This is a genomic window from Dyella sp. 2RAB6, from assembly GCF_052115385.1.
Lineage (GTDB): Bacteria > Pseudomonadota > Gammaproteobacteria > Xanthomonadales > Rhodanobacteraceae > Dyella_D.
The window spans coordinates 23,105-44,924 of sequence record NZ_JBFRGP010000017.1; the positions used below are offsets into that span (position 1 = coordinate 23,105).

At 64.9% G+C, this 21,820-nt stretch carries 17 protein-coding genes; 6 read left to right on the forward strand and 11 right to left on the reverse strand.

Annotated features, from left to right (window positions below):
- Positions 1–11: 11 nt before the first annotated feature.
- The 5 genes from AB4083_RS18815 to AB4083_RS18835 form a co-directional block, all read right to left on the reverse strand.
- On the reverse strand, positions 12–1,946 hold the full coding sequence (locus AB4083_RS18815) for a hypothetical protein (protein WP_441609920.1): 1,935 nt from the start codon (positions 1,944–1,946) through the stop codon (positions 12–14).
- Positions 1,943–3,994 carry a tetratricopeptide repeat protein gene (locus tag AB4083_RS18820; protein WP_441609922.1) on the reverse strand — a complete coding sequence of 684 codons (2,052 nt, stop codon included), beginning with the start codon at positions 3,992–3,994 and terminating at the stop codon, positions 1,943–1,945. The genes AB4083_RS18815 and AB4083_RS18820 overlap by 4 nt, the downstream gene beginning before the upstream one ends.
- A gap of 86 nt (positions 3,995–4,080) precedes the next feature.
- Complete coding sequence (locus AB4083_RS18825) at positions 4,081–4,527, reverse strand: pilin (protein WP_441609923.1); 447 nt, start codon at positions 4,525–4,527, stop codon at positions 4,081–4,083.
- A 321-nt stretch (positions 4,528–4,848) separates the two neighbouring features.
- A complete protein-coding gene (locus tag AB4083_RS18830; protein ID WP_441609925.1) occupies positions 4,849–5,292 on the reverse strand; it encodes a pilin in 444 nt (147 codons plus the stop codon).
- A gap of 155 nt (positions 5,293–5,447) precedes the next feature.
- Positions 5,448–7,181, reverse strand: a complete 1,734-nt coding sequence (locus AB4083_RS18835; protein ID WP_441609927.1) for a peptide MFS transporter — start codon at positions 7,179–7,181, stop codon at positions 5,448–5,450.
- A 151-nt stretch (positions 7,182–7,332) separates the two neighbouring features.
- On the opposite strand from AB4083_RS18835, the gene AB4083_RS18840 reads away from it, so the two are divergent.
- On the forward strand, positions 7,333–9,417 hold the full coding sequence (locus AB4083_RS18840; RefSeq protein ID WP_441609928.1) for a prolyl oligopeptidase family serine peptidase: 2,085 nt from the start codon (positions 7,333–7,335) through the stop codon (positions 9,415–9,417).
- A gap of 105 nt (positions 9,418–9,522) precedes the next feature.
- Here the strand turns inward: AB4083_RS18840 and corA are convergent, their stop codons facing one another.
- On the reverse strand, positions 9,523–10,551 hold the full coding sequence (gene corA / locus AB4083_RS18845; RefSeq protein ID WP_441609930.1) for a magnesium/cobalt transporter CorA: 1,029 nt from the start codon (positions 10,549–10,551) through the stop codon (positions 9,523–9,525).
- A gap of 133 nt (positions 10,552–10,684) precedes the next feature.
- Between corA and AB4083_RS18850 the strand changes: the two genes are divergently transcribed.
- Complete coding sequence (locus AB4083_RS18850; RefSeq protein WP_441609931.1) at positions 10,685–12,658, forward strand: acyltransferase family protein; 1,974 nt, start codon at positions 10,685–10,687, stop codon at positions 12,656–12,658.
- A 30-nt stretch (positions 12,659–12,688) separates the two neighbouring features.
- Here AB4083_RS18850 and AB4083_RS18855 read toward each other — a convergent pair whose 3' ends face one another.
- From AB4083_RS18855 to AB4083_RS18870, 4 genes are all read right to left on the reverse strand, one after another.
- Entirely contained in the window at positions 12,689–13,909 is a 1,221-nt protein-coding gene (locus tag AB4083_RS18855) for a lipoprotein N-acyltransferase Lnb domain-containing protein (protein ID WP_441609933.1), read from the reverse strand.
- A 32-nt stretch (positions 13,910–13,941) separates the two neighbouring features.
- Positions 13,942–14,790, reverse strand: a complete 849-nt coding sequence (locus AB4083_RS18860) for an HlyC/CorC family transporter (RefSeq protein ID WP_441609935.1) — start codon at positions 14,788–14,790, stop codon at positions 13,942–13,944.
- Positions 14,791–14,895: 105 nt separating this feature from the next.
- Positions 14,896–15,381: an rRNA maturation RNase YbeY gene (ybeY, locus tag AB4083_RS18865; RefSeq protein ID WP_441609937.1), complete on the reverse strand. Its 486-nt coding sequence runs from the start codon at positions 15,379–15,381 to the stop codon at positions 14,896–14,898.
- A complete protein-coding gene (locus AB4083_RS18870; RefSeq protein ID WP_441609939.1) occupies positions 15,378–16,358 on the reverse strand; it encodes a PhoH family protein in 981 nt (326 codons plus the stop codon). Before AB4083_RS18870 ends, ybeY begins: the two co-directional genes overlap by 4 nt.
- Before the next feature lie 103 nt (positions 16,359–16,461).
- Between AB4083_RS18870 and AB4083_RS18875 the strand changes: the two genes are divergently transcribed.
- Genes AB4083_RS18875 through AB4083_RS18890 form a run of 4 tightly spaced genes read left to right on the forward strand, consistent with a single transcriptional unit; the run spans position 16,462 to position 20,193 of the window.
- On the forward strand, positions 16,462–17,136 hold the full coding sequence (locus AB4083_RS18875) for a TetR/AcrR family transcriptional regulator (RefSeq protein WP_441609941.1): 675 nt from the start codon (positions 16,462–16,464) through the stop codon (positions 17,134–17,136).
- Positions 17,133–18,086 carry an HlyD family secretion protein gene (locus tag AB4083_RS18880; protein ID WP_441609943.1) on the forward strand — a complete coding sequence of 318 codons (954 nt, stop codon included), beginning with the start codon at positions 17,133–17,135 and terminating at the stop codon, positions 18,084–18,086. The genes AB4083_RS18875 and AB4083_RS18880 overlap by 4 nt, the downstream gene beginning before the upstream one ends.
- Before the next feature lie 59 nt (positions 18,087–18,145).
- Entirely contained in the window at positions 18,146–19,087 is a 942-nt protein-coding gene (locus AB4083_RS18885; RefSeq protein ID WP_441609992.1) for an ATP-binding cassette domain-containing protein, read from the forward strand.
- Complete coding sequence (locus AB4083_RS18890) at positions 19,084–20,193, forward strand: ABC transporter permease (protein ID WP_441609945.1); 1,110 nt, start codon at positions 19,084–19,086, stop codon at positions 20,191–20,193. Before AB4083_RS18885 ends, AB4083_RS18890 begins: the two co-directional genes overlap by 4 nt.
- Positions 20,194–20,290: 97 nt before the next feature.
- On the opposite strand, the gene miaB is transcribed toward AB4083_RS18890, so the two are convergent.
- Positions 20,291–21,619 carry a tRNA (N6-isopentenyl adenosine(37)-C2)-methylthiotransferase MiaB gene (gene miaB / locus AB4083_RS18895; protein ID WP_441609947.1) on the reverse strand — a complete coding sequence of 443 codons (1,329 nt, stop codon included), beginning with the start codon at positions 21,617–21,619 and terminating at the stop codon, positions 20,291–20,293.
- Between the last annotated feature and the right edge of the window lie 201 nt (positions 21,620–21,820).

Below are 21,820 nucleotides of genomic sequence, written 5' to 3' on the forward strand. Positions count from 1 at the left end.
GGGCCATTGCGCTACATAGAAGACACTCGAACACGAAGCTCGGCAATGCTGCTGTCCAGCCGGCCGCCGTAGTTGAGAGCCTCAAGATCCTTGATAGCGCGCTGAGCTTCGTCGAGCTTGCCTTGTGCGATCAGCATACGAATGACGGTGATGTGGTAAGCCGGTTCGTTGGGGCTTGCCTTCAAGGCTTCGGTTGCCATGCGCAGGCCCAGGCTCTTGTCGTTCAGAACGTTCCACGCGTAGTCGCCATAGGTGGCGAGTGTGCGAGGCCCGGTACGCGGGTGAGACAGTGCGGCCAGAAAGGCTTCGATCATGCGCTGCTTGGGAAGATCGCATTGCTCGGCGCGCGCGCATTGAACGAGGGCGCCCAATGAACTCTCGTCCTGGACGGTTGGCATGCGTGCCTTCAGTTTGCTCGTCATGGTTTCCCACCATGATTCCTTGAGAGGCAGGTGCATGCGCGAATTCATGAAAATCAGTGCCTGCTCGGGAAGGATCGATGATTCGGGCAGGGCGGCAGCACGCTCCAGCGGTGCGTACGCCATTTGCGTAAAGGGCGATGCAGGGTCGTAATTGGAATAGATGATATAGGTGCGCCCGAGTTCGTACTGAGCGCGTGGAGAATCAGGAGCGCGTGCCGCCAATTCCTCGGCGAGCCGCAACGGGCTGCTCCAGGCCTGTGACGTCATCGCCGTAAGACTGGCCCATAGCAGAAGCAGGACGGCGAAAAGAGCACGGCGAATCCACAGCATCCGCTCGGGTGTGTGCTGAGTGTTGACGATAAGCGCTGGCACGATAGCGAGCAACAGGCCGAAACTGGCGAAATAGTTGCGATGCTCGTAGATCAGCTCGAGTGACAGAATGGTGCCGGTCAGCAGATGGCAGCCGATGAAGAACTGCAATCCCAGGGCGATGAGCGGTTGACGTGTCCGTAACCGCAGCGCCAGGAAAATCATCAAAACCAGCGACACAATCCCTGCGGCCGTGGTCCATGGCGACAGCAGGCTCGTCGAGATATGGAAGTTGTCATGATAGAAGCTCAGCGCATCAGGCGTGGGTAGCAACGTCCAGACGACATACGATGGAACGATGCGTGCCTCGCTGAACAGGCGGGTGGCCAGCGTGAAGTCGCGAGTGGCCCAGTTTGAAGGTTTCAACAGGCCCGGTAGCAACCAGGCAAGGCCAACAACCAGCGGCAGGGCCAGGAACAGCAGGAAGCCGCCGGAGATCCAGGCGTCGTATCGTCCATCCCGGCGCTGAAAGCGAAAAACTACCCATTCCACGGACGCGGCATACAAGGGCAGCATCACCGCAGTTTCCTTGGCGAGAAGGCCGGTTGCGGTCGGAATGGCTATGCTCATCGCACTGAGGATCAGCCCTCGCCAGTAGTTTCCGGCCAGCATGCGGCGTCTGCCTGCGACGTAGCCGATCAGGCCGGCAAGCACGAACAGGTTCGCCATGCTCTCCATGCGTTGGACTACGTACAGCACGGAGGTCAGATTGATGGGCAGCAAGAGCCAGCCGCCGGCGATCCAGGCGGCGGCGACGCCCGCGCGGCGGAGGGCGTCGAGGTCGTTATCCGCGCGCCGGGTGGCGATAATCAATTGCCGTGCGAGCACGAAGACCAGCAAGCCGTTCAAGAGATGAATGGCTAGATTGGTGAGCTTCATCCAATAGGGATTCAGCCCGGTCATCAGGTAATTCGCGGCAAAGCTCAGTGACGCGAGCGGGCGTTTGAAATCGCTCGCTGGCGAGGAGAGCGCGGCTTGCGTCAGTGAAGCAAGGCTGGCATTCGAGGGTTGCACGCCGTGGTTGTCGACGATGTTGGGATAGTCGTCGAACAGCCACCCCCCGCTGAGTCCCGGCAAGTAGATCGCCAGAGTGACCGCTAGCAGGATGATGAGTGTGATGCCGCCTGAGCGGAAAGGGCGAACTAGTGCGGTCATGCGGATTCAATGGAAGAAGGGCGGCTTTGCGCATCGCTGCGCAGGGTCTGGCGTAACCGTACCAGCTCTTTGTCCCAGTAGTGCTGGCGGCGCAGTATCCAGGCATGGACGCGCGCCATGCCGAAGGCGGGGACGAATTCTTGCGAGCGCACGCTTTCGTAGTCGTCCAGATGTTGCAACGCCTGGACCGGATATCCCGATGAGCCCAGCAGTGCTGCCTGCTGCAGGGCGATGTTGGGGGTCACTTGCTGATCAAGTGCGAGCTTGAAAGAAGCCAGGGCGGCGGCGGGCTGATGCCGTTCCAGTGCGATCCGGCCGCGCAGGTGATAGAGATCCTGCCGCCGTCCAGGCGTTTCCATCAGGCGTGGGTTGGACATTGCCGCCTCGAGCAAGGCCTCGATCCCTTCCAGATTCATCTGTGGGCAGGCGGGTGTGCGATTCTGGTCGAGGCCACGCCCGAACCAACTCGCCAAGAGGTTGCCGGTGTCGCGCGTGGTGCGCAGCGCAACGATGGAAGCCTGCATGCTTGCCGGGTCTATCGAGCCAAGCTGGCATCGCGCCGCCAGCAGGTTCAAGGCCAACTGCACCTGGTCCGGGTTGCGCTCGAGGGCTGGCGCTAGGCGCTTGATGGCTTGGTCAGGATGTCCGCCGGCCATTTCTTCCTGCGCTGCATAAGCCTGCGCCCGTGGCGACTGTGGATTGAGCATGGCCCAAAGCAGGGCCTGGTCGCGTGTATTGCCCCACAGATCCGCTCTCGCATAGGTCATCCAGGCGAATCCTGTAAGTATCGCCAGGGCAATGATGGTCTTTGCTCTCTGGCCGAATAGTGTGGCGCGCTCGCCGTCGATCGCCACTCGTGATGCGGTGGCAATCGGGGCGCCGCATAGCCATAGCGCCAGAGGCCAGAACATAAGCAAGGCCGGCAGATAGTTGCGGTGTTCGAAGTACAGCTCCAGCGCGACCGTGCTCGATTCCATCGACTGCCCGACGAAATAAAAAGCTATCGCCAGTGCCACGGCGGGTGCCTTGCGGCGCATCAGGCAGGCGGCTGCCAACAGCCCCAGCACGCCGAGAAGGGCCGGCAGCGTGGTGCCTGGCCGCCGCAACGAGGTCGAGGCAACGAACTGATCGTTGAATATGCCGGCGGTGTAGGGGTGCGGTAGCCAGAGCAGGCGCAGATATTCGAACAGCACGCGCGGTTCGGTGATGAGCCGTTGCTCCAAGGTCCAAGGCCGCACGCCAGAGATGCCGTGAGCGATTCCTTGCCAGCCGGCGTGCAGCAGATACAGGCCGACAACGGCGCTGGGTAAGGCCATCAGGCAAAGTGTGGCAATTCGGTACTGGCGGCGCCCTTGCGCCGACCATTCGATGTCCGGAGACGCTATGGGCTTAAGAAAGAACCATTCGATCGAGAGTGCCAGCGCGGGAAGGAGCGCTCCATTGGCCTTGCTCAGGGTCGCGAACACGGTGCAGAGGCCAAGACCGAGCAAGGCTCCCAACCAGCCAGCGCTAGTGTTGCCTTGGCGAAAAGCCTCGCGTGCCTGTAGCCAGAACAGCAGGCCGGCCAGTGTGAAGGTGGCGGGCAACATGGCCTCGCGCTGCACGATGTAGAGCGTTGTGGAGACGAATAGCGGATGCAGCAGCCAGAGGGCGGCGCCGAGGAGCGCAGCCAGCTCGTAGCGTGGATGCAGCCTGGTATCGCCGTTGCGCATTGCCCACCCCAAGCGTCGCAGCAGCAGCGCCAGCAGAAGGCCGTTGAGTACGTGCAACACCAAATTGGTGCGCTTGAACGGCAATGGTGAGGCGGGCCAGTCTCTGGCGTCGAGCAGGAAGCTCGCGAGTGCTACGGGTCGGCCTATTGGATCGGCTGAGCCTGAGGTCACAAAACGCAAGAAGCTATCCGCATCGTGGACAGGGCCGGTAGCTCCCAGTGCGGGGAGGTTGGCGAAGTCGTCAAACAGGAAGGTACCGCGCAGGCCGTCTGCATAGACCACGACCGTCAGCACGACGAGCAGGATGTAGAGAGCGGGATATAGAAATCTGCGCATCGATGGCGGCCGCCGGTCATGAAACTAAAAAGGGGCCGCAATGATGCGGCCCCTTCCTTCAGCAAGCTTACTAGCTGATCGAGCGCTTACTTGCGGCAAGCGGTCGGCAGGTACTTCGGGTCCACCGTGGTGGCGGCGTTGGTGCAGGTCCAGGAGATGCTGCCGGCGTTGGTGGTGGCGGAGAACGCCAGCACCTTGCCCTGGATCTTTTTATTCGCGTTGGTGCTGTTGAACGTCGCCTGGATCTGGCCAGGCTTCGTGGCGACATCCACGCCCGCGACATACTTGCCCAGGATGCTGGCGGCGGTAGCCAGACCAGCCGAGCTGTTGACCGTCGGGAAATGGCCGGTGTTGCTGTAGAACTCACCCATCGCGGTCTTGGCGCCATCCGACAGCACCGCACCTTCCGAGACCTGCGAACGGATCAGGTAATCCTGATACGCCGGGATGGCGATGGCGGCGAGGATGGCGATGATCGCAACCACGATCATCAGTTCGATCAGGGTGAAGCCCTTCTGTACGACGTTCTTCATGATGGTTCCTCTGTTTTTGGTTAGCTAACCGTTTTGATGCCCCCTGAGCCCCGGTCCCGAACCCCCTAGGCGGGATCGGACCCCATACGTACGGTCAGGAACGACCAGGAAGCTCGCGACAAATTAAGCAGCATGTATGCCATTTCTGCCGCCGGTATATTCCCGCATAGCAGTGGGGTTAGGAATTGTGCCTAGCTTCACGAAAGCTCACAACGAATGGGGTGGCGATGTCCTAATCGAGTGAACTGTGATCGATCCAACATAAGCTTTTCATGTCGCTGTTGGGCAGTAGGTGACATATTGCGTCACCCGTGTGCACGTTTACTGTCTGCAGGAAGTCGGCAGATATTTCGGATCAACGGTGCTCTTGGTGCAGGTCCAGCTGATGCTTCCGGAGTGACTCACGGGCGAAAGCGCCAGATAAATGCTTGCAGCGTTGATGTGCGAATTGGCGTTGGCGGTCTGGAATTTGACTTTGACCAGTCCGCTGGTGACGTCCACGTTCGAAACATAATCTCCGACGATCGACGCATTCGTCGCCAGTCCTGCGGACTGGTTGTTCGGTGGGAATCTGCCGGTGTTGGAAACGAAATCCCAAACCGCAGTCTTGGCCCCGGTGGCCAGACTCATCCCCTCGGTCACCTGCGCACGAATGGCATAGTCCTGATAGGCCGGAATTGCGATCGCCGCAAGAATCGCGATGATCGCGACCACGATCATCAGCTCGATCAAGGTAAAGCCCTTGGCAAGGCGTTGGTGCAACATGGAAGTATCCCCCTGGGTGTCGACGCCCCAGGCGAGGCATGTTTTGTACCAACAGTGATACGGCTAGCGGGGTACCCTGCGGCGGGGACGAGCGGACGTCTGTTCCGTGATCGCCAGCACGATCCTGGTCATCTTGGGCCAAGCCAAGGCGAGGTTTACCTCACCCCCTGCATCCACCGCCTGACCACCGGCGTCACAACCAGCGCAAGCACGGCAGCCCCCAGCCCCAGCCACACCATCTGCTGGAACAACGCCCCATACTTCGCCGTCGCCACCGCCATATCGATCTGCCCGTCCGCCGGCACGTCCAGCGCGGCGAGCTTGCCCAGGATCGAGGCGAGCTGTTCGGAGAACGAGGTGCCCAGCCACCAGGCGCCCATCATCAGCCCTGCCACCTGCGGCACTGAAAGCTCGGTGACGGCCGAGAGGCCGATCGGGGCGAGGGCGACTTCGCCCATCTCGATCAGCAGATAAGCAAGTGCGATCCACCACACGCTGCCGAGTGCGCCGCTGGCCGGGTCCGGGTTGCCCATCAGCAGCGGGATGAAAGCAAGGCCGGCGAAGGCGAGGCCGATCGCGCTCTTGGCCGGCTTGGATGGGTTGAGGCCGCGGCGTTCGAGGAAGGGCCATAGCCACGCGGCGATCGGTGCGAGCAGCACGATGAACAGCGGGCCGAGATAGGTGAGCGAGCTGGCGGTCTGCGGCAGCACCACGCAGTCGCGCACGATGAAGACCACACCCATCACGGTGAGGCCGCCGAGCAGCAGGCCGGGCAGGCGGCCGCCGCGCAGGCGCAGGGCGAGCGCCACCAGGAACGGACTCAGCACCAGCGGCAGCGTGGACCACGGCACCGGATGGCCTTCGCGGATCACCAGGGAAGGAAACAGGTCCTTGGTCAGCATGCGGTCGTTGAACAGCACCCAGGAGCCATAGGTCTGCTCGTACAAGGTAAAGAACAGCAGGCACACCGCCACGAAGAATACGCAGGCCAGCATGTGCTGGCGCTGCACCTTGGTGCAGCGCGCGGTGACGTACCAGGCCAGCCAGCCCAGCCACGCGGCCATCGTCGCCACCTGCAGCCACAGCACGGCGTTGCCCAACTGCATCAGCGCCCACAGCGCCGGCAAAGCGAGTGCCGCGCACAGATAGATGGTCCATTCCACGGTCAAGGGGCCGAGCAGGCGCCGCCGCAGCGCGGCCGGGTTCGGCGGCTCGGCGTGGCCTTGCAGATACTTCTGGCCGGTAAGGAACACCGCCAGTCCCGCCAGCATGCCGATGCCGGCCGCGCCGAAACCGTAGCTCCAGCCGTAGCGCTCGCCGAGATAACCGCAGATCAGCGCGGAGAACAGCGCGCCTACATTGATGCCGGCATAGAACAAGGTGAAGCCCGAATCGAGCCGCGGATCGTCTTCCGCATACAGCTTGCCGACCACGGTGGAAATGTTCGGCTTCAGGAAGCCCACGCCGCTGATGATCAAGGCGAGCGAGAGATAGAACACGCTCAGCGCGAACAGGTCGCGATGCACCACGCCATCCGGCCCTATCGTCGCCGCATGGCCTTCCACCGCCATGCCCAGGTGGCCCAGGCACAGCAGCACGCCGCCGAGCAGCACCGCCTTGCGCATGCCCAGGTAGCGGTCGGCCAGCATGCCGCCCAGCACCGGCGTGGCGTAGACCAGGCCGCCGTAGGCGCCGAGCACCGACAGGCTCTGGGCGTCGGTGAAGCCGTGATGCTTGATCAGGTACAGCGCCAGCAGCGCCTTCATTCCGTAGAACGAAAAGCGCTCCCACATCTCGGTGAAGAAGCAGACGTACAGGCCCTTGGGATGGCCGAACAGCTCGTCGTGATCGATCGAGGCCGGCTGGGCGGCGAGGTGGGTGGATGCCATAGGGACGTGCCGGACTGCAAAAACGCCGAGTATGGCGAGCGAACGCCGTCCTCTGCCCGCGGCAAGTTCCCGTCTTGCTGCGTTATTCCTTGCGTCGCGTGGCGCGGCCTCTGTACCGTCTGCGCTTCGTTCCACCGAGGGAATCCTGCCCATGAAGCCTCTGTTTGTCGCGCTGGCGCTGTCGCTGGCGGCCTCCGCCGCCGTGGCGGCCGAGGTCGAGAACCACTCGCCGCATCCGTTCAATATCCGCGACCTGGTGATGATGGATCGCGTCGGCGATCCACAGTTGTCGCCGGACGGCCGCTATGCGCTGTACACCCTGCGCAGCACCGACTACGCCGCGAACAAGGGCGTCACCGCGATCTACCTGCTGGACCTGCAGCAGGGCGGCAAGCCGCGCAAGGTGGTGGACAAGGGTTCCTCGCCGCGCTGGGCGCCGGATGGCGCATCGTTCTATTACCTCGCCGCGAAGGATGGCGTATCGCAGCTGTGGCGCTGGGGTTCGAGCGAGTCGAAGCCGGGTTTGCTTGGTAAGACCGCGCCGGCGCCGGCACAGGTGACGCACACGCCGGTGGACGTCAACGCGTTCGTGCTGTCGCCGGACGGCAAGCAGGCGCTGATGAGCTTCGACGTGTTTACCGATTGCGCGGATCTGGCCTGCACCAAGGAGCGGCTGGACGGCCGCGAAGCCGACAAGTCCAGCGGCACCGTGTACGACAAGCTGTTCGTGCGCCACTGGGATACCTGGGCCGACGGCCGCCGCGCGCAGCTGTATATCGCGGACCTCGGCAGCGACGAAGCACCGCGCCTGCTCAGCCGCGGCATCGACGGCGACGTGCCGGGCAAGCCGTTCGGCGGCGATGACGAATTCGGTTTCTCGCCGGATGGGCGCACCGTGTATTTCGACGCGCGCATCGCCGGCAAGACCGAGCCCTGGTCGACCAACTTCGACGTCTACAGCGTGCCGGCCGACGGCTCGTCCGCGCCGAAGAACCTCACCTCCGCCAACCTGGCCTGGGATGCATTCCCGGTCGCCGCGCCGGATGGCAAGACGCTGTACTACCTCGCGATGAAGGAGCCCGGTTTCGAGGCGGACCGCTTCGCCATCACCGCGCTGGATCTGGACAGTGGGCAGAAGCGCGAGGTCGCGCCGGACTGGGATCGCTCCGCCGGCGGCCTGAAGATCTCCGCTGACGGCAAGACGCTGTATGCCAGCGCCGACGATCACGGCCAGCATCCGCTGTTCGGCATCGACGTGGCCACCGGCAAGGTGCGCACGCTGGTGACCGACGGCGCCATCGGCGGCTACTCGCTGGGCAAGTCAAAGCTGCTGCTGCAGCGCGACGACCTGAAGCGCCCGGCCGATCTGTACACGGCCGACCTGCAGGGCAAGAGCCTGAAGCAGATCACCCGCTACAACGAGCAGCGCCTGAAGAACGCGCAGATGGGCGACGCCGAGTTCTTCACCTTCAAGGGCTGGAACAACGAATCGGTGCAGGGCTACGTGGTGAAGCCGGCCAATTACAAATCGGGCCGCAAGTACCCGGTGGCCTTCATCATCCACGGCGGTCCGCAAGGCGCGATGGAAAACGCCTGGAGCTATCGCTGGAATCCGCAGACCTACGCGGGCCAGGGTTTCGCCGTGGTCACCATCAATTTCCACGGCTCCACCGGCTATGGCCAGGCGTTTACCGATTCCATCTCCGGCGACTGGGGCGGCAAGCCGCTGGATGATCTGAAAGCCGGCTGGAAGAGCGCGCTGTCCAAGTACAGCTTCCTCGACGGCAACCGCGCCTGCGCGCTCGGCGCCAGCTACGGCGGCTACATGGTGTATTGGATCGCCGGCGTGTGGAACGAGCCGTGGAAGTGCCTGGTCGACCACGACGGCGTGTTCGATACGCGCTCGATGTACTACGCCACCGAAGAGCTGTGGTTCGAGGAAAAGGAAAACGGCGGCACGCCGTACGAGCATCCGGAGAACTACGAGAAGTTCAATCCGCTGAACCACGTGAAGGATTGGCGCGTGCCGATGCTGGTGGTGCACGGCGGCAAGGATTTCCGCATCCCGGATACGCAAGGCCTGGGCGCGTTCACCGCGATGCAGCGCCGCGGCATTCCCAGCCAGTTCCTGCATTTCCCGGACGAAAACCACTGGGTGCTGAAGCCGCAGAACAGCGTGCAGTGGCACGAGACGGTCAATGCCTGGCTGAAGCAGTGGACGGCGCCGTCGAAGTAACGCGTCGTAGGTTGGGGTGAGCCATAGGCGAACCCCAACATGCGCTTGGTGGATGCTTTTGTTGGGGTTCGCCTATGGCTCACCCCAACCTACGGCGATCGATGATTACAGCCAGCGCGATCGCTTCAGCCACGCATAGATGCCGGCCACCACGCCGATCACCAGGCAGATCATCGCGGGGTAGGCCCAGCTCTTGTCGAGCTCCGGCATATGGTGGAAGTTCATGCCGTACCAGCTGGTGATCAGCGTCGGTGCAGCCAGCATGGCGGCCCAGCCGGCCAGCTTCTTCATCACTTCGTTCTGGTTGAAGGTGACCAGCGAGAGGTTGATGTTGATCGCCGCGGAAAGCATCTCGCGCATCGCGCTGATCGATTCATTGACGCGGAACACGTGGTCGTACACGTCGCGGAAATAGGCGCGCAGCTCGTCCTGGATCAGGTGCGGATGCATGCGCACCAGCTGGCTGATGATGTCCTGCAGCGGCGCCACCGCCAGGCGCAGGGTCATCAGGTCGCGCTGCATGTCGTACAGGCGGCGCACCGTGCGGCGCTTGAAGGTGTCGCCGAAGATGTCCTTCTCCAGCTCCTGCAGCTCTTCCTTGAACTCGCGCACGATCGGCAGCAGGTTGTCGACGATGAAGTCGAGCACGCCATACAAGCCATAGCTGGGGCCGAGCGCGAGCAGGTCCGGCGTGTGCTCGCAGGCGCGCCGCGCCGGTGCATAGGAGAGCGAAGCGCCGTGGCGCACGGTGACCAGGTAGCGCGCGCCGAGGAAGATATGCGTCTCGCCAAAGGCGATATGCCCGTTCACCAGCTGCGCGGTCTGCACCACGATGAACAGCGACTCGCCATAGGCCTCGATCTTGGTGCGCTGGTGCGCGGCCTGGGCGTCCTCGATCGCAAGATCGTGCAGGTCGAATTCTTCCTGCAGCTTCAGCAGCAGCGACTCGTCGGGCTCGTGCAGGCCGACCCAGACGAAGGTGTCCGGCTCCTTCAGGACGTCACTGATCGCGTCCAGCGTGATATCGCCGATGCGCTTGCCATCACGGGTGTTGTAGGCGACGCAGTTGACCACCATGGCACCGGCCGATGGTGTCTCGTGGTTGAGGGCTTTAAGCGAATCGACGGCAGGCATGGTGGCGATGATGCCGTGAGCCAGTGGTCAGGGCAATCGCAGCAGTGTGACAAACAGGCCATGTCGCCGGCCTCCATGGCCGCCGCCGGGAGCGCTCACGCTATGATTCGGTGCTGAGCCACAGGGGTATGGGATGGAAGGGTATCGGCTGGGGTTTCGCGGGGACATCGAAGGGCTGCGTGCGGTCGCCATCCTGTTGGTGGTCGCGGCCCATGCAAGCGTGCCCTGGCTGGCTGGCGGGTTCATCGGCGTCGACGTTTTTTTCGTGCTGTCAGGCTTCCTCATCACCGGGCTGCTGCAGCGCGAGCTGGCTGAGCAGGGTCGCATCGATTTTGGGGCGTTCTATATACGCCGCCTGCGCAGGCTCTTGCCGGCTTTGCTGCTGGTGGTGCTGGTGGTTTCCGCGGTTGCCTTCCGCTTGCTGGCGCCTTGGGATCAGGGCCGGCAAGCGAGCGCTGCCGCCATGGCGTCCGTGTGGCTCAGCAACATCCATTTCGCGCTCGCCAAGCTGGATTACTTTGCGCCAGGTACGGAAGCGAATCTCTTCCTGCATACATGGTCACTTGGCGTCGAGGAGCAGTTCTATCTGCTATGGCCGGCGCTGTTGATGGGCGTCTGGCTTCTGGCGAAGCGCAACGCTCGCTCCTTCAAGGATCGAGGAGTGGCAGTTCTGCTGGCCGTGGCCTGCGCGAGTCTGGTGGCGGAACTCGTGCTTTCGAAGCGCTTCCCGCAATGGGCTTTCTACATGATGCCCACCAGGGCGTGGCAGTTCGCGGCGGGCGGGTTGATCTGGGCACTGCCCGCGATGGCTGGCGAAGCTAAGTCGTCCGTACGCCGTTACATCGCTGCTAGCCTGGGGTGGGTGGGCTTGGCCCTCATCATCGGGACGGCCCTTTGCTTGAACGGTGCCGTTCCCTATCCCGGATGGAGGGCTGTCATCCCTACGCTGGGTGCCGCCCTGGTCATTTACGCGGGGATGCCCGGCAGCCATGTGCTGTCCGCCAAATTCCTCGCATCGCGGCCATTGCAGGGCATCGGGCGGATCTCCTATGCCTGGTATCTCTGGCATTGGCCGGCGCTGCTGCTTGGTGGCTTCGCGCTCGACTGGGTCGGCGCGCCGCTGCTGGCAGTCGAGGTGCTGGCCTCCCTGGTGCTCGCCGTTCTTACCTATCGCTATGTGGAAACGCCCTTGCGCCATCGCCGTGGTTGGTTGACTTATCGGCACGCCGCGTTGCTGGCCAGTGTGGGACTGATGGCGGCGATGAGTATGGGTGCCGTCCTATGGCGCAACCAGGCGACAGCGGCGTCTGCTCGTCCGGATGTCATGCGATACGCCAAAGCCTACAAGGACACTCCCGCTATCTATCCGATGGGTTGCGATGATTGGTACAAGGCCGAGGCGGTGAAGTTCTGCTCGTTCGGGCCGACAGATGCCGAGCACACTGCCGTGCTGATGGGCGACAGCATCGCCGGGCAATGGTCTCCTGCGATGATCAGGGCCTTCAATCGAGCAGGTTGGCGCCTGCTGGTGGTGACCAAGTCCTCTTGTCCCATGGTGGACGAGTCATTCTTTTACGAGCGCATCAGGCGCGAATTTACGGAGTGCACTCATTGGCGATCGGCGGCGCTGGAACTCATCGCGGAGATGAAACCCGATCTGCTGCTGTTGAGCAACGCATCGAACTACGGCTTCACCCAGTCGCAGTGGGTCGATGGTACTGCGAGGGTGTTGCAAGCTGTCGCCGGCCCGGTGAAACGCGTCGTCGTGCTGAGGGCCACGCCAGGTATCCGGTTCGATGGCCCCAGTTGTCTGGCGACGCATATCGGCAAGCTCGATGCGTGCGGCGCCCCCTATCGCGATCCGCAGGCCGATCGGGTCTTTGCATGGCAACAGGAGGCGTCGGCGCGGTTCGGCAATGCGTCGACGTTGGATTTTAACGATCTGATATGTCCTGACGCGACATGCAAAGCCGCCAAGGGCGGACAGGTCGTATTCCGCGATTCGCAGCACATGACCGCCAGTTTCGCCGAGTCGCTGGGCGACGCCGTGACTGCACGCCTTGGGATCGAAGCGGCAGGCGCCACGGCCAAGGATTCGGCGCGCTGAATATCCCGCGGACTACGCCAGGGAAATACGTCAGGAGCGCAGACGCCGCAACCCCCGCCGCAAACTCCATGACAACGCCAGCCAGCACGGTATCGCGAACAGTAGCCACGGCTGGTTCTGCTGCACGGTGCCGGGCCACACATGCAGGCCCAGTGCGACCGCGAGCGCGATCAATTGCAGCAGGATGACGCGGTCCGCCAGTCGCGACGCGGCCAGGCCGCGGCGCGCGCGCCACAGCGAGGGCAGCAGCAGGAAGGCGAGCGGGTTGAACAGCAGCAGGTTGGCGTTGGCCCAGGCGGAGTGGTGCGTGGTGAGTGTCCACAGCACCAGCAGCAGCAGGCCGACGATGCCGGCGGCGACCAGGTAAAGCGTGCCTAGCAGGGCAAGTCCCGTCGGCCAGCGGCGTGCGGCGACGATCAGCAACGCGGCGAAGACCAGGCCGGCGAGGGCGAGCGGCAGCAGCAGCTTGGGCGCCTGTTCCGGCGGCACGTCGAGGCGGTTCGGCGAGAGCAGCTCGCCGGCGCCGGCGAGTCTGCGCGTGCCGCCGGCACCGTAGTCCACGTTCACCGCGGCCAGTTCGCGCTGCAGCACCATCGGCAAAAAGCTTTCCTGCCACGCGGTCAGCGGCTGGTCGGCATAAGGCCCAAGGCCCAGGTCCAGGATCAACATCAGCCACGGCTGCGCGCTCATCAGGCGCGCCGTCTGCTGGCGGTAGGTCATCAGGCCGGCACGTCCTTGCAACTGCTTGCGGATCACGCCGCCGAGCGCGTGGTCCAGCGCGTCGCGCACGCGGGTGGTGCAGTTGTCGGCGTAGTAGTCGTAGTCGTAGCGCGCATTCTCGGGGCGCAGGTTCCACAGCAGGAAGTCGCGCAGCGCGGCGGCCTGTTCCGGTGTCAGCGCCAGCAACTGGCGCGTGACGGAGCGGCCGGATTCGATGTAGTAGCGCTGGTCCTGTTCGGTGTAGGCGCCATCCATCAGATAGTGCATGCGGCCGCGCGCGAAGTTGAGCAGGAAGCCGCTCTCGTCGAAGTCGAACACGCCGTAGTTGAAGTCGACCGATTCGCCGCTGACGGTGTCGCGCACCTGGATCGCGTCGTGGCCGAAGCGTTCCCAGTAGGTCTCGCCGGGACCATAGGTGACCAGGGCGACTTCGAGGTTCGCGCCCGGCGCATTGGCCACGCTCGCCTGAGCCTGGGCGAACGCAGCCCCCAGCAATGCAAACAACAGGAGGGTGCGAGCGATCAGGCTCATCGGCGGGCGTTTCCTAAAGGGTGAAAAGCGGCTCAGCCTTCGGCGAGGCGGTGGACGCGGAACTGCTGCACGCGGCGGTCGTCCGCCTCGGTGACGTGGAACAGGTAATCGCCGATGGCGACTTCCTCGCCCACTTCCGGCAGGTGGCCGAACTCGGAGGTGGCCATGCCGCCGACCGTGTCGAACTCCTCGTCGGAGAACGCGGCGCCGGCCTGCTCGTTGAAGTCGGCGATCGGCGTCAGTGCGCTGACCAGCCAACCGCCGCCGGCCTGCTCATGCATCAGCTCGGGCTGTTCCTCGTCGTCGTGCTCGTCGTCGATCTCGCCGACGATCTGCTCCAGCACATCCTCGATGGTGATCAGGCCGGCGACGCCGCCGTACTCGTCCACCACCAGTGCCATGTGGTTGCGGGTGTGGCGGAACTCCGCCAGCAGCACGTTCAGGCGCATCGCTTCGGGGATCAGCACCGCCGGACGCAGCACGGTGGCGAGGCTGAAATCGTGGCCATCGCCGACGAACTTCAGCAGGTCCTTGGCCAGCAGGATGCCGAGGATCTCGTCCTTGTCTTCGCCGTGGACCGGAAAGCGCGAGTGGCCGGATTCGACCACCGTGGCGAAGATCTCGCTCAGCGGGGCCTCGGCGGAGACCATCACGATCTGCGCGCGCGGCACCATCACGTCGTCGACGCTCAGTTCGGTGACCTTGATCGCGCCCTCGACCATGGTGAGGGTGTCGTTGGACATCAGGCCGTTGGCCTGGGCCGAGCGCAGCTCTTCAATCAGCTCTTCGCGATTGCGCGGCTCGCCGGAAAACAGATGGCCCAGTCGATCCCACCATTTGCGGTGGGCCGGGCCGCTGGTACTGCCAGGGTCCTCGTTCATTACGCTTGCGTGTGTGCCCATGCGGAGGGCGGAATCGCCAGTCTAGCCCAAAACTTGTGACGATTCAGGCCGCAAGCCCGATCAGCAGGCCTGCCCGACGAGGCTTCAGGCGTACGGGTCGGCGATGCCCAGGCCGGCCAGGATGCGGGTTTCCAGCGCTTCCATGGCCTCGGCCTCGGTGTCTTCGAGGTGGTCGTAGCCAAGCAGATGCAGCACGCCGTGCACGGTCATATGGGCCCAGTGGTCACGCGGCGCCTTGCCTTGTTCGGCCGCTTCGCGGGCCACCACCGGGGCACAGATGGCCAGGTCGCCGATCAGCGGCAGGGTGACGCCCGGCGGCAATTCGGCGGGGAAGGACAGCACGTTGGTGGCGTAGTCCTTGCCGCGGTAATCGCGGTTGAGCGCACGGCCTTCCTTCGCGTCGACGATGCGGATCGACAGCTCCGTCGCCTTGCGTCGCTTCGCACCGCGCAGCGCCGCGTCCACCCATAACCGGAAGCTGGCGGAGGCGGGCACGCCGGCGCGCGGCGCCCCGTAACCCACCGACAGGCTCAGCTTCGACGTGGCGGCTGATGCCTTGGCCGCACTCACCGCGGTTCCTCGGTCTTCTGCTCGAACGCCTCGTAGGCGCGCACGATCTTCGCCACCAGCGGGTGGCGCACCACGTCGCGCGAGGTGAAGAAGGTGAAGCTGATGCCGTCCACGCCGCGCAGCACCTCGATCGCATGGCGCAGGCCCGAACGCACGTTGCGCGGCAGGTCGACCTGGCTGACGTCGCCGGTGATCACCGCCACCGAGCCGAAGCCGATGCGGGTCAGGAACATCTTCATCTGCTCGACCGTGGTGTTCTGCGCCTCGTCGAGGATCACGTACGAATCGTTGAGCGTGCGGCCGCGCATATAAGCCAGCGGCGCGATCTCGATCACGTTGCGCTCGATCAGCTTGGCCACTTTCTCGAAGCCGAGCATTTCGTACAGCGCGTCGTACAGCGGGCGCAGATAGGGGTCGACCTTCTGCGACAGGTCGCCCGGCAGGAAGCCCAGCTTCTCGCCGGCCTCGACCGCGGGACGCACCAGCAGCAGGCGCTGCATGCGGTTCGCTTCCAGTGCTTCCACCGCGCTGGCGACGGCCAGGTAGGTCTTGCCGGTGCCGGCCGGGCCGACGCCGAAACTGATGTCGTGCGTGGTGATCGCGTGCAGGTAGCGCGCCTGGTTCGGGCCGCGGCCCTTGATCACGCCGCGCTTGACCTTGATCACCACTTCCTGCGCGCTCTCGGCTGCTTCGGCGGTGAGCGCGTCGATGCCGGATTCGGCCAGGTGCAGGTTGATGCGCGGGCCGCTGAGGGCCTCGTGTTCGGTGCTGGCGTACAGCGCGCGCAGCACTTTTTCCGCCGCACGCGCGGCGGCGTCCTCGCCGATCACCTGGAACAGCGTGCCGCGATGGTCGATTTCCACGCCCAGGCGCAGTTCGATCTGGCGCAGGTGTTCGTCGAAGGGGCCGCAGAGGTTGGCGAGGCGGGCGTTGTCTTCGGGGTCTAGCGTGAAGTCGCGCTGATTGAGCTCAGTCATAGGCGCGCGAGAGTAGCGCGGGGAAGGGACCGGGGCTACCGGGGCGATCGATCCGAGCGGGCTGCACTTGCTAATAATTAATCATTTAATTAATTTAATCCACATGGCCCGATCCAAGTCCCCCGCAACGCCCCGCCGTGCCGCCGGCCGCCCCGTCAAGGAAGACCGCGACCTGCGCGCGCATCTGCTGGATGTGGCGCTGGGCCGCTTCGCCCGCGACGGCATCGGCGCCACGCCGCTGCGCGCGATCGCCACCGAGGCGGGCGTGACGCCGGCGATGCTGCATTACTACTTCGGCGACAAGCAGCAGTTGAAGCAGGCGGTGATCGACGAGCGCCTGCTGCCCGCGCTCGCGCCGCTGCGCGATCACCTGGCGCTGAGCGTGAGCGAACCTGCGGCGCTGGCGGCGACCTTCGTGCGCGGCATCGGCGAAGTGCTGGCGCGGCATCCGTGGCTGCCGCCGCTGTGGGTGCGCGAAGTGCTGTGCGAAGGCGGCGAGCTGCGCGAGGTGCTGTTCCATCACCTGCTGCCGCGCCTGCCGCAGATGCTGGCGCAGCGTTTCGCCGCCGCGCAGGCGGCGGGGACGCTCAATCCGCGGCTGGATCCGCGCCTGCTGGTGGTGTCGCTGATCGGACTTACCCTGTTTCCCGCTGCGGGCGCGCCGATCTGGCGGCGTGTGTTCGAGGCCGACGAGCTTCGTCCCGAGGACCTGGTCAATCACGCGCTGGCCCTGCTCGAAGGCGGCCTGGGTGCGCTTCCATCCGGAGCTTCTGCATGAGCCGATATCTCTTCGCCCTGCTGCTGGCCTGCGCGCTGGCCGCCTGCAGCAAGGCGCCGCCGCAGGCGCTGGGCACGCTGGAATACGACCGCATCGGCATGCCCGCGCCCGCGGCCGAACGCGTGGTGGCGATCAAGGTGCGCGAAGGCGAGCAGGTGGTGGCGGGGCAGCCCTTGCTCGAACTGGATCCCACGCATACCCAGGCCGATCTGGCCGCGGCCGAGGCGCAGGCGCGGCAACAGCAGGCGAATCTGCTGGAGCTGCGCGTGGGGCCGCGCCAGGAAGACATCGCCAAGGCGCGCGCCGATCTCGCCGCCGCCGAAGCGCAGGCGCGGGATGCGCGTGCCTACTACCAGCGGCTGCTGCCGTTGCAGAAGAACAACTACGCTGCGGCCTCCGATATCGATCACGCGCGTGCCGCGGCCGGCAACGCCGACGGCCAGGTCGCCGCCGCGAAGGCGTCGCTCGACACGCTGCTGCACGGCACGCGTCCTGAGCAGATCGCGCAGGGCGAAGCGGCGCTGGCCGCCGCGCAGGCGCAGGCGGAGTCGCAGAAGGTGCTGCTCGGCAAGCTCGCGCTGGTAGCGCCGCGTGCGGGCCGCGTCGACAGCCTGCCGTACAAGCTGGGCGACCAGGCGCCGGTCGGCTCGCCACTGGTGGTGCTGCTGGCGGGTGCTGCACCGTACGCGCGCATCTATCTGCAGGAGCCGCAGCGGGCCGGGTTGCGCGTCGGCGACAGCGTGCGGGTGCACGTCGATGGCCGCGACAAGGTGTACCAGGGCAAGGTCCGGCTGATTCGCAGCGAGCCGGAGTTCACGCCGTACTACGCCCTGATCGGCGAGGACGCGGCACGCCTGAGCTATCTGGCCGAAGTGACGCTGGGGCCGGATGCCGCGGATCTGCCGGTCGGCATGCCGGTTCGTGTCGACTATCCCGAGGCGAAGCCGTGAGTGGCGGAGCTGGCAACGGCGAGCCTGGCAACGGTGAGCCTGGCAACGGCGACGTCGCCATCCGCGCGCGTGGCCTGACCAAGCGCTTCGGCAGTTTCACCGCGGTCGACCATGTCGATCTCGAAGTGCCGGCGCGGCATGTCTACGGTTTCCTCGGCCCGAACGGCTCCGGCAAGTCCACCACCATCCGCATGCTGTGCGGCTTGCTGACACCCAGCGACGGCGAGATCGACGTGCTCGGCCTGAGCGTGCCGCGTGAAGCGGAAGCGCTGCGCAAGCGCATCGGCTACATGACGCAGAAGTTCTCGCTGTTCGACGACCTCGGCGTGCGCGAGAACCTGGAATTCATGGCGGCGGTGCAGGGTGTGCCGAAGGCGCGCACGGCCCAACGCATCGACGAACTGATCGAGCAATACCATTTCGGCGACCGGCAGAAGCAACTGGCCGGCACCATGAGCGGCGGCCAGAAACAGCGCCTCGCGCTGGCCTGCGCGGTGATCCACGATCCCGAGCTGCTGTTCCTCGACGAACCCACCAGCGCGGTGGACCCGGAGTCGCGCCGCGATTTCTGGGAAAAACTTTTCGAACTGACCGACGCCGGCACCACCATGCTGGTGTCGACGCATCTGATGGACGAGGCCGAGCGCTGCCATCGACTGGCCGTGCTCGACCGCGGCGTGCTGGTCGCCGACGGCACGCCGGGCGAGCTCACCGACCGCTTGGAAGGCCGCACCTTCGTCGTCGCCAGCGCGCAACCGCGGCGTGCGCAGCAGCCGCTGGCGCAGGCGGAAGATGTGCTCGGCGTGGCCCAGGTCGGCAACGAGTTGCGGGTGATCGTGCGCGAAGGGCTGGCCGACGGCGACGAGGCGCTGGCGCGCCTGAAGAAGGTGCTGGCCGAGCGCGACCCGCAGGCGCGCATCGAGCCGGTCAAGCCCAATCTCGAAGACGTATTCGTCGCCGTCACCCGTCAGCAGCATCCCGGGCAGGAGCGCGCGGCATGAGCTGGCGCCGGCTCTGGGCGATCGTGCTGAAGGAGCTGCGGCAGATGAGCCGCGACCGCATCACGCTGGCCATGATCGTCGGCATTCCGGTGATCCAGCTGGTGCTGTTCGGCTATGCGATCAATACCAACCTGCGCGGCCTCGACGCCGGTATCGCCGACCAGGCCAACACTGCCGGCTCGCGAGCGCTGGTGATGGACATGCTGGCGACCGGCGTGATCGCGCCGGTGGCGCACGTCAACACGCCGGACGAACTGATGACCTTGCTGCGCCGTGGCGAAATCAGCATCGGCCTGGTGGTTCCGCCGGATTTCGAGCGCCGCCGTTATGACGGGCGCCAGGTGGCGCAGATCATGGTCGACGGCAGCGACAACGTGGTGCAGAGCGCTGCCGTGCAGTTGGCGCAGGTGCCGGTGGACAGCTCGGTGCCGGACACGCGCGCGCCGCTGGTCAGCACGCCGGCGGCCGGGCCGATCAGCATCGTCAGTTTCTACAATCCGCAGCGGCGCTCGGCGGTGAATATCGTGCCGGGGCTGATCGGCGTGATCCTCACCATGACCATGGTGCTGTTCACCGGGATCGCCATCGTGCGCGAACGCGAGCGCGGCAATATGGAGCTGCTGATCGCCACGCCGCTGACCAGCGCCGAGCTGATGGTGGGCAAGGTGCTGCCGTATATCGGCATCGGCCTGGTGCAGACCACGGTGATCCTGGCACTGGGGCGCTGGCTGTTCACGGTGCCGGTCCATGGCAGCCTGCTGGACGTCTATCTCGCCGCGGGCCTGCTGATCCTCGCCAACCTGACCATGGGGCTGCTGATTTCCACGCGCGCGCAATCGCAGTTCCAGGCGATGCAGATGACTTTCTTCGTGTTCCTGCCGTCGATCCTGCTGTCGGGCTTCATGTTCCCGTTCGCCGGCATGCCGCAGGCGGCGCAGTGGCTGGCGGAGATCCTGCCGCTGACGCATTTCCTGCGGCTGATCCGCGGCATCATGCTGCGCGGGGCGAGCCTGTGGGAGCTGTGGCGCGAGGTGGCGGCGCTGGTGGCGTTCACCGCCGTGATGATGACGGCGGCGATCCTGCGTTTCCGCAAGCGGCTGGATTGAACGGGTAGGTTGGGGTGAGCCGAAGGCGAACCCCAACGGTGCGATGCGTTCGAATGTCGCGATGTTGGGGTTCGCCTTCGGCTCACCCCAACCTGCGTCATGCCGTGTGCAGGCGGCCGCGCAGCGAATTGGCCATCGCCTCGGTGATCACCACGTCGATGAACTGGCCGATCATGCGGGCATGGCCGGGGAAGTTCACGTAGCGCATGTTCTCGGTGCGGCCGGTGAACTCGTTGGGGTCCTTCTTGCTCGGCTTCTCCACCAGCACGCGCTGCACGCTGCCGACCATCGCCTGGTTGATCTGCCGGGCGTTGGCGTTGATCGCCGCCTGCAGGCGCTCCAGGCGCCGGTGCTTGACCGCCAACGGCGTGTCGTCGGCCAGGTTGGCGGCCGGGGTGCCGGGGCGGGAGGAGAAGATGAAGGAGAAGCTCTGGTCGAAGCCGATGTCTTCGATCAGCTTCATGGTCTTGTCGAAATCCTCGTCGGTCTCGCCGGGGAAGCCGACGATGAAGTCGGAGGAGATGCTGATGTCCGGGCGCACCGCGCGCAGCTTGCGGATCTTCTGCTTGAATTCCAGCGCGGTGTAGCCGCGCTTCATCGCGCTGAGGATGCGGTCGGAGCCGGCCTGCACCGGCAGGTGCAGGTAGTTGGCCAGCTGCGGCACGTTGGCGTAGGCCTCGACCAGCGAGTCGGAGAACTCCAGCGGATGCGAGGTGGTGAAGCGGATGCGGCCGATGCCGTCGATCTGCGCGATGGCATGGATCAGCACGGCCAGGTCCGCGCTGCCGCCGTCGTGGGTGGCGCCGCGGTAGGCATTGACGTTCTGGCCCAGCAGGTTCACTTCGCGCACGCCCTGCGCGGCCAATTGGGCGACCTCGACCACCACGTCGTCGAACGGGCGGCTGATTTCCTCGCCGCGGGTGTAGGGCACCACGCAGTAGGAACAGTACTTGGAGCAGCCTTCCATGATCGAGACGAAGGCGGTCGGGCCTTCGGCGCGCGGTTCCGGCAGGCGGTCGAACTTCTCGATCTCGGGGAAGCTGATGTCGACCTGCGGCTTGCCGGTGGCGCGCTTGGCCTCGATCAGCTCGGGCAGGCGGTGCAGGGTCTGCGGGCCGAATACCAGGTCCACGTGCGGCGCGCGCTTGATGATGGCCTCGCCTTCCTGCGAGGCGACGCAGCCGCCGACGCCGATCAGCACGGCCTTGCCGCCCTGCTTGTATTCCTTCCAGCGGCCGAGCTGGCTGAAGACCTTTTCCTGCGCCTTCTCGCGGATCGAGCAGGTATTGACGAGGATCACGTCGGCTTCGGACTCGTCCTGGGTCAGCTCCAGGCCGTGCGAGGCCTTGAGCACGTCGGCCATCTTGGCCGAGTCGTACTCGTTCATCTGGCAGCCGTGGGTCTTGATGAAAAGCTTGCCGCTCATGGCGCTGGTACCGGTCGAGTGGAGGGGCGCTGGGCGCCGAACCGCGCAGTTTACGCGTCCGTTGCCATGCATGCCAGCGAAGGGCCAGTACGATCAGTGACTTGCGTCGTTGTAGCAACTGAAAGAGCCCCTCTCCCACCGGGAGAGGGGTTGGGGTGAGGGTACGGGCGAAGCGCAAGAGTGATGTGCACGACTCCGGCC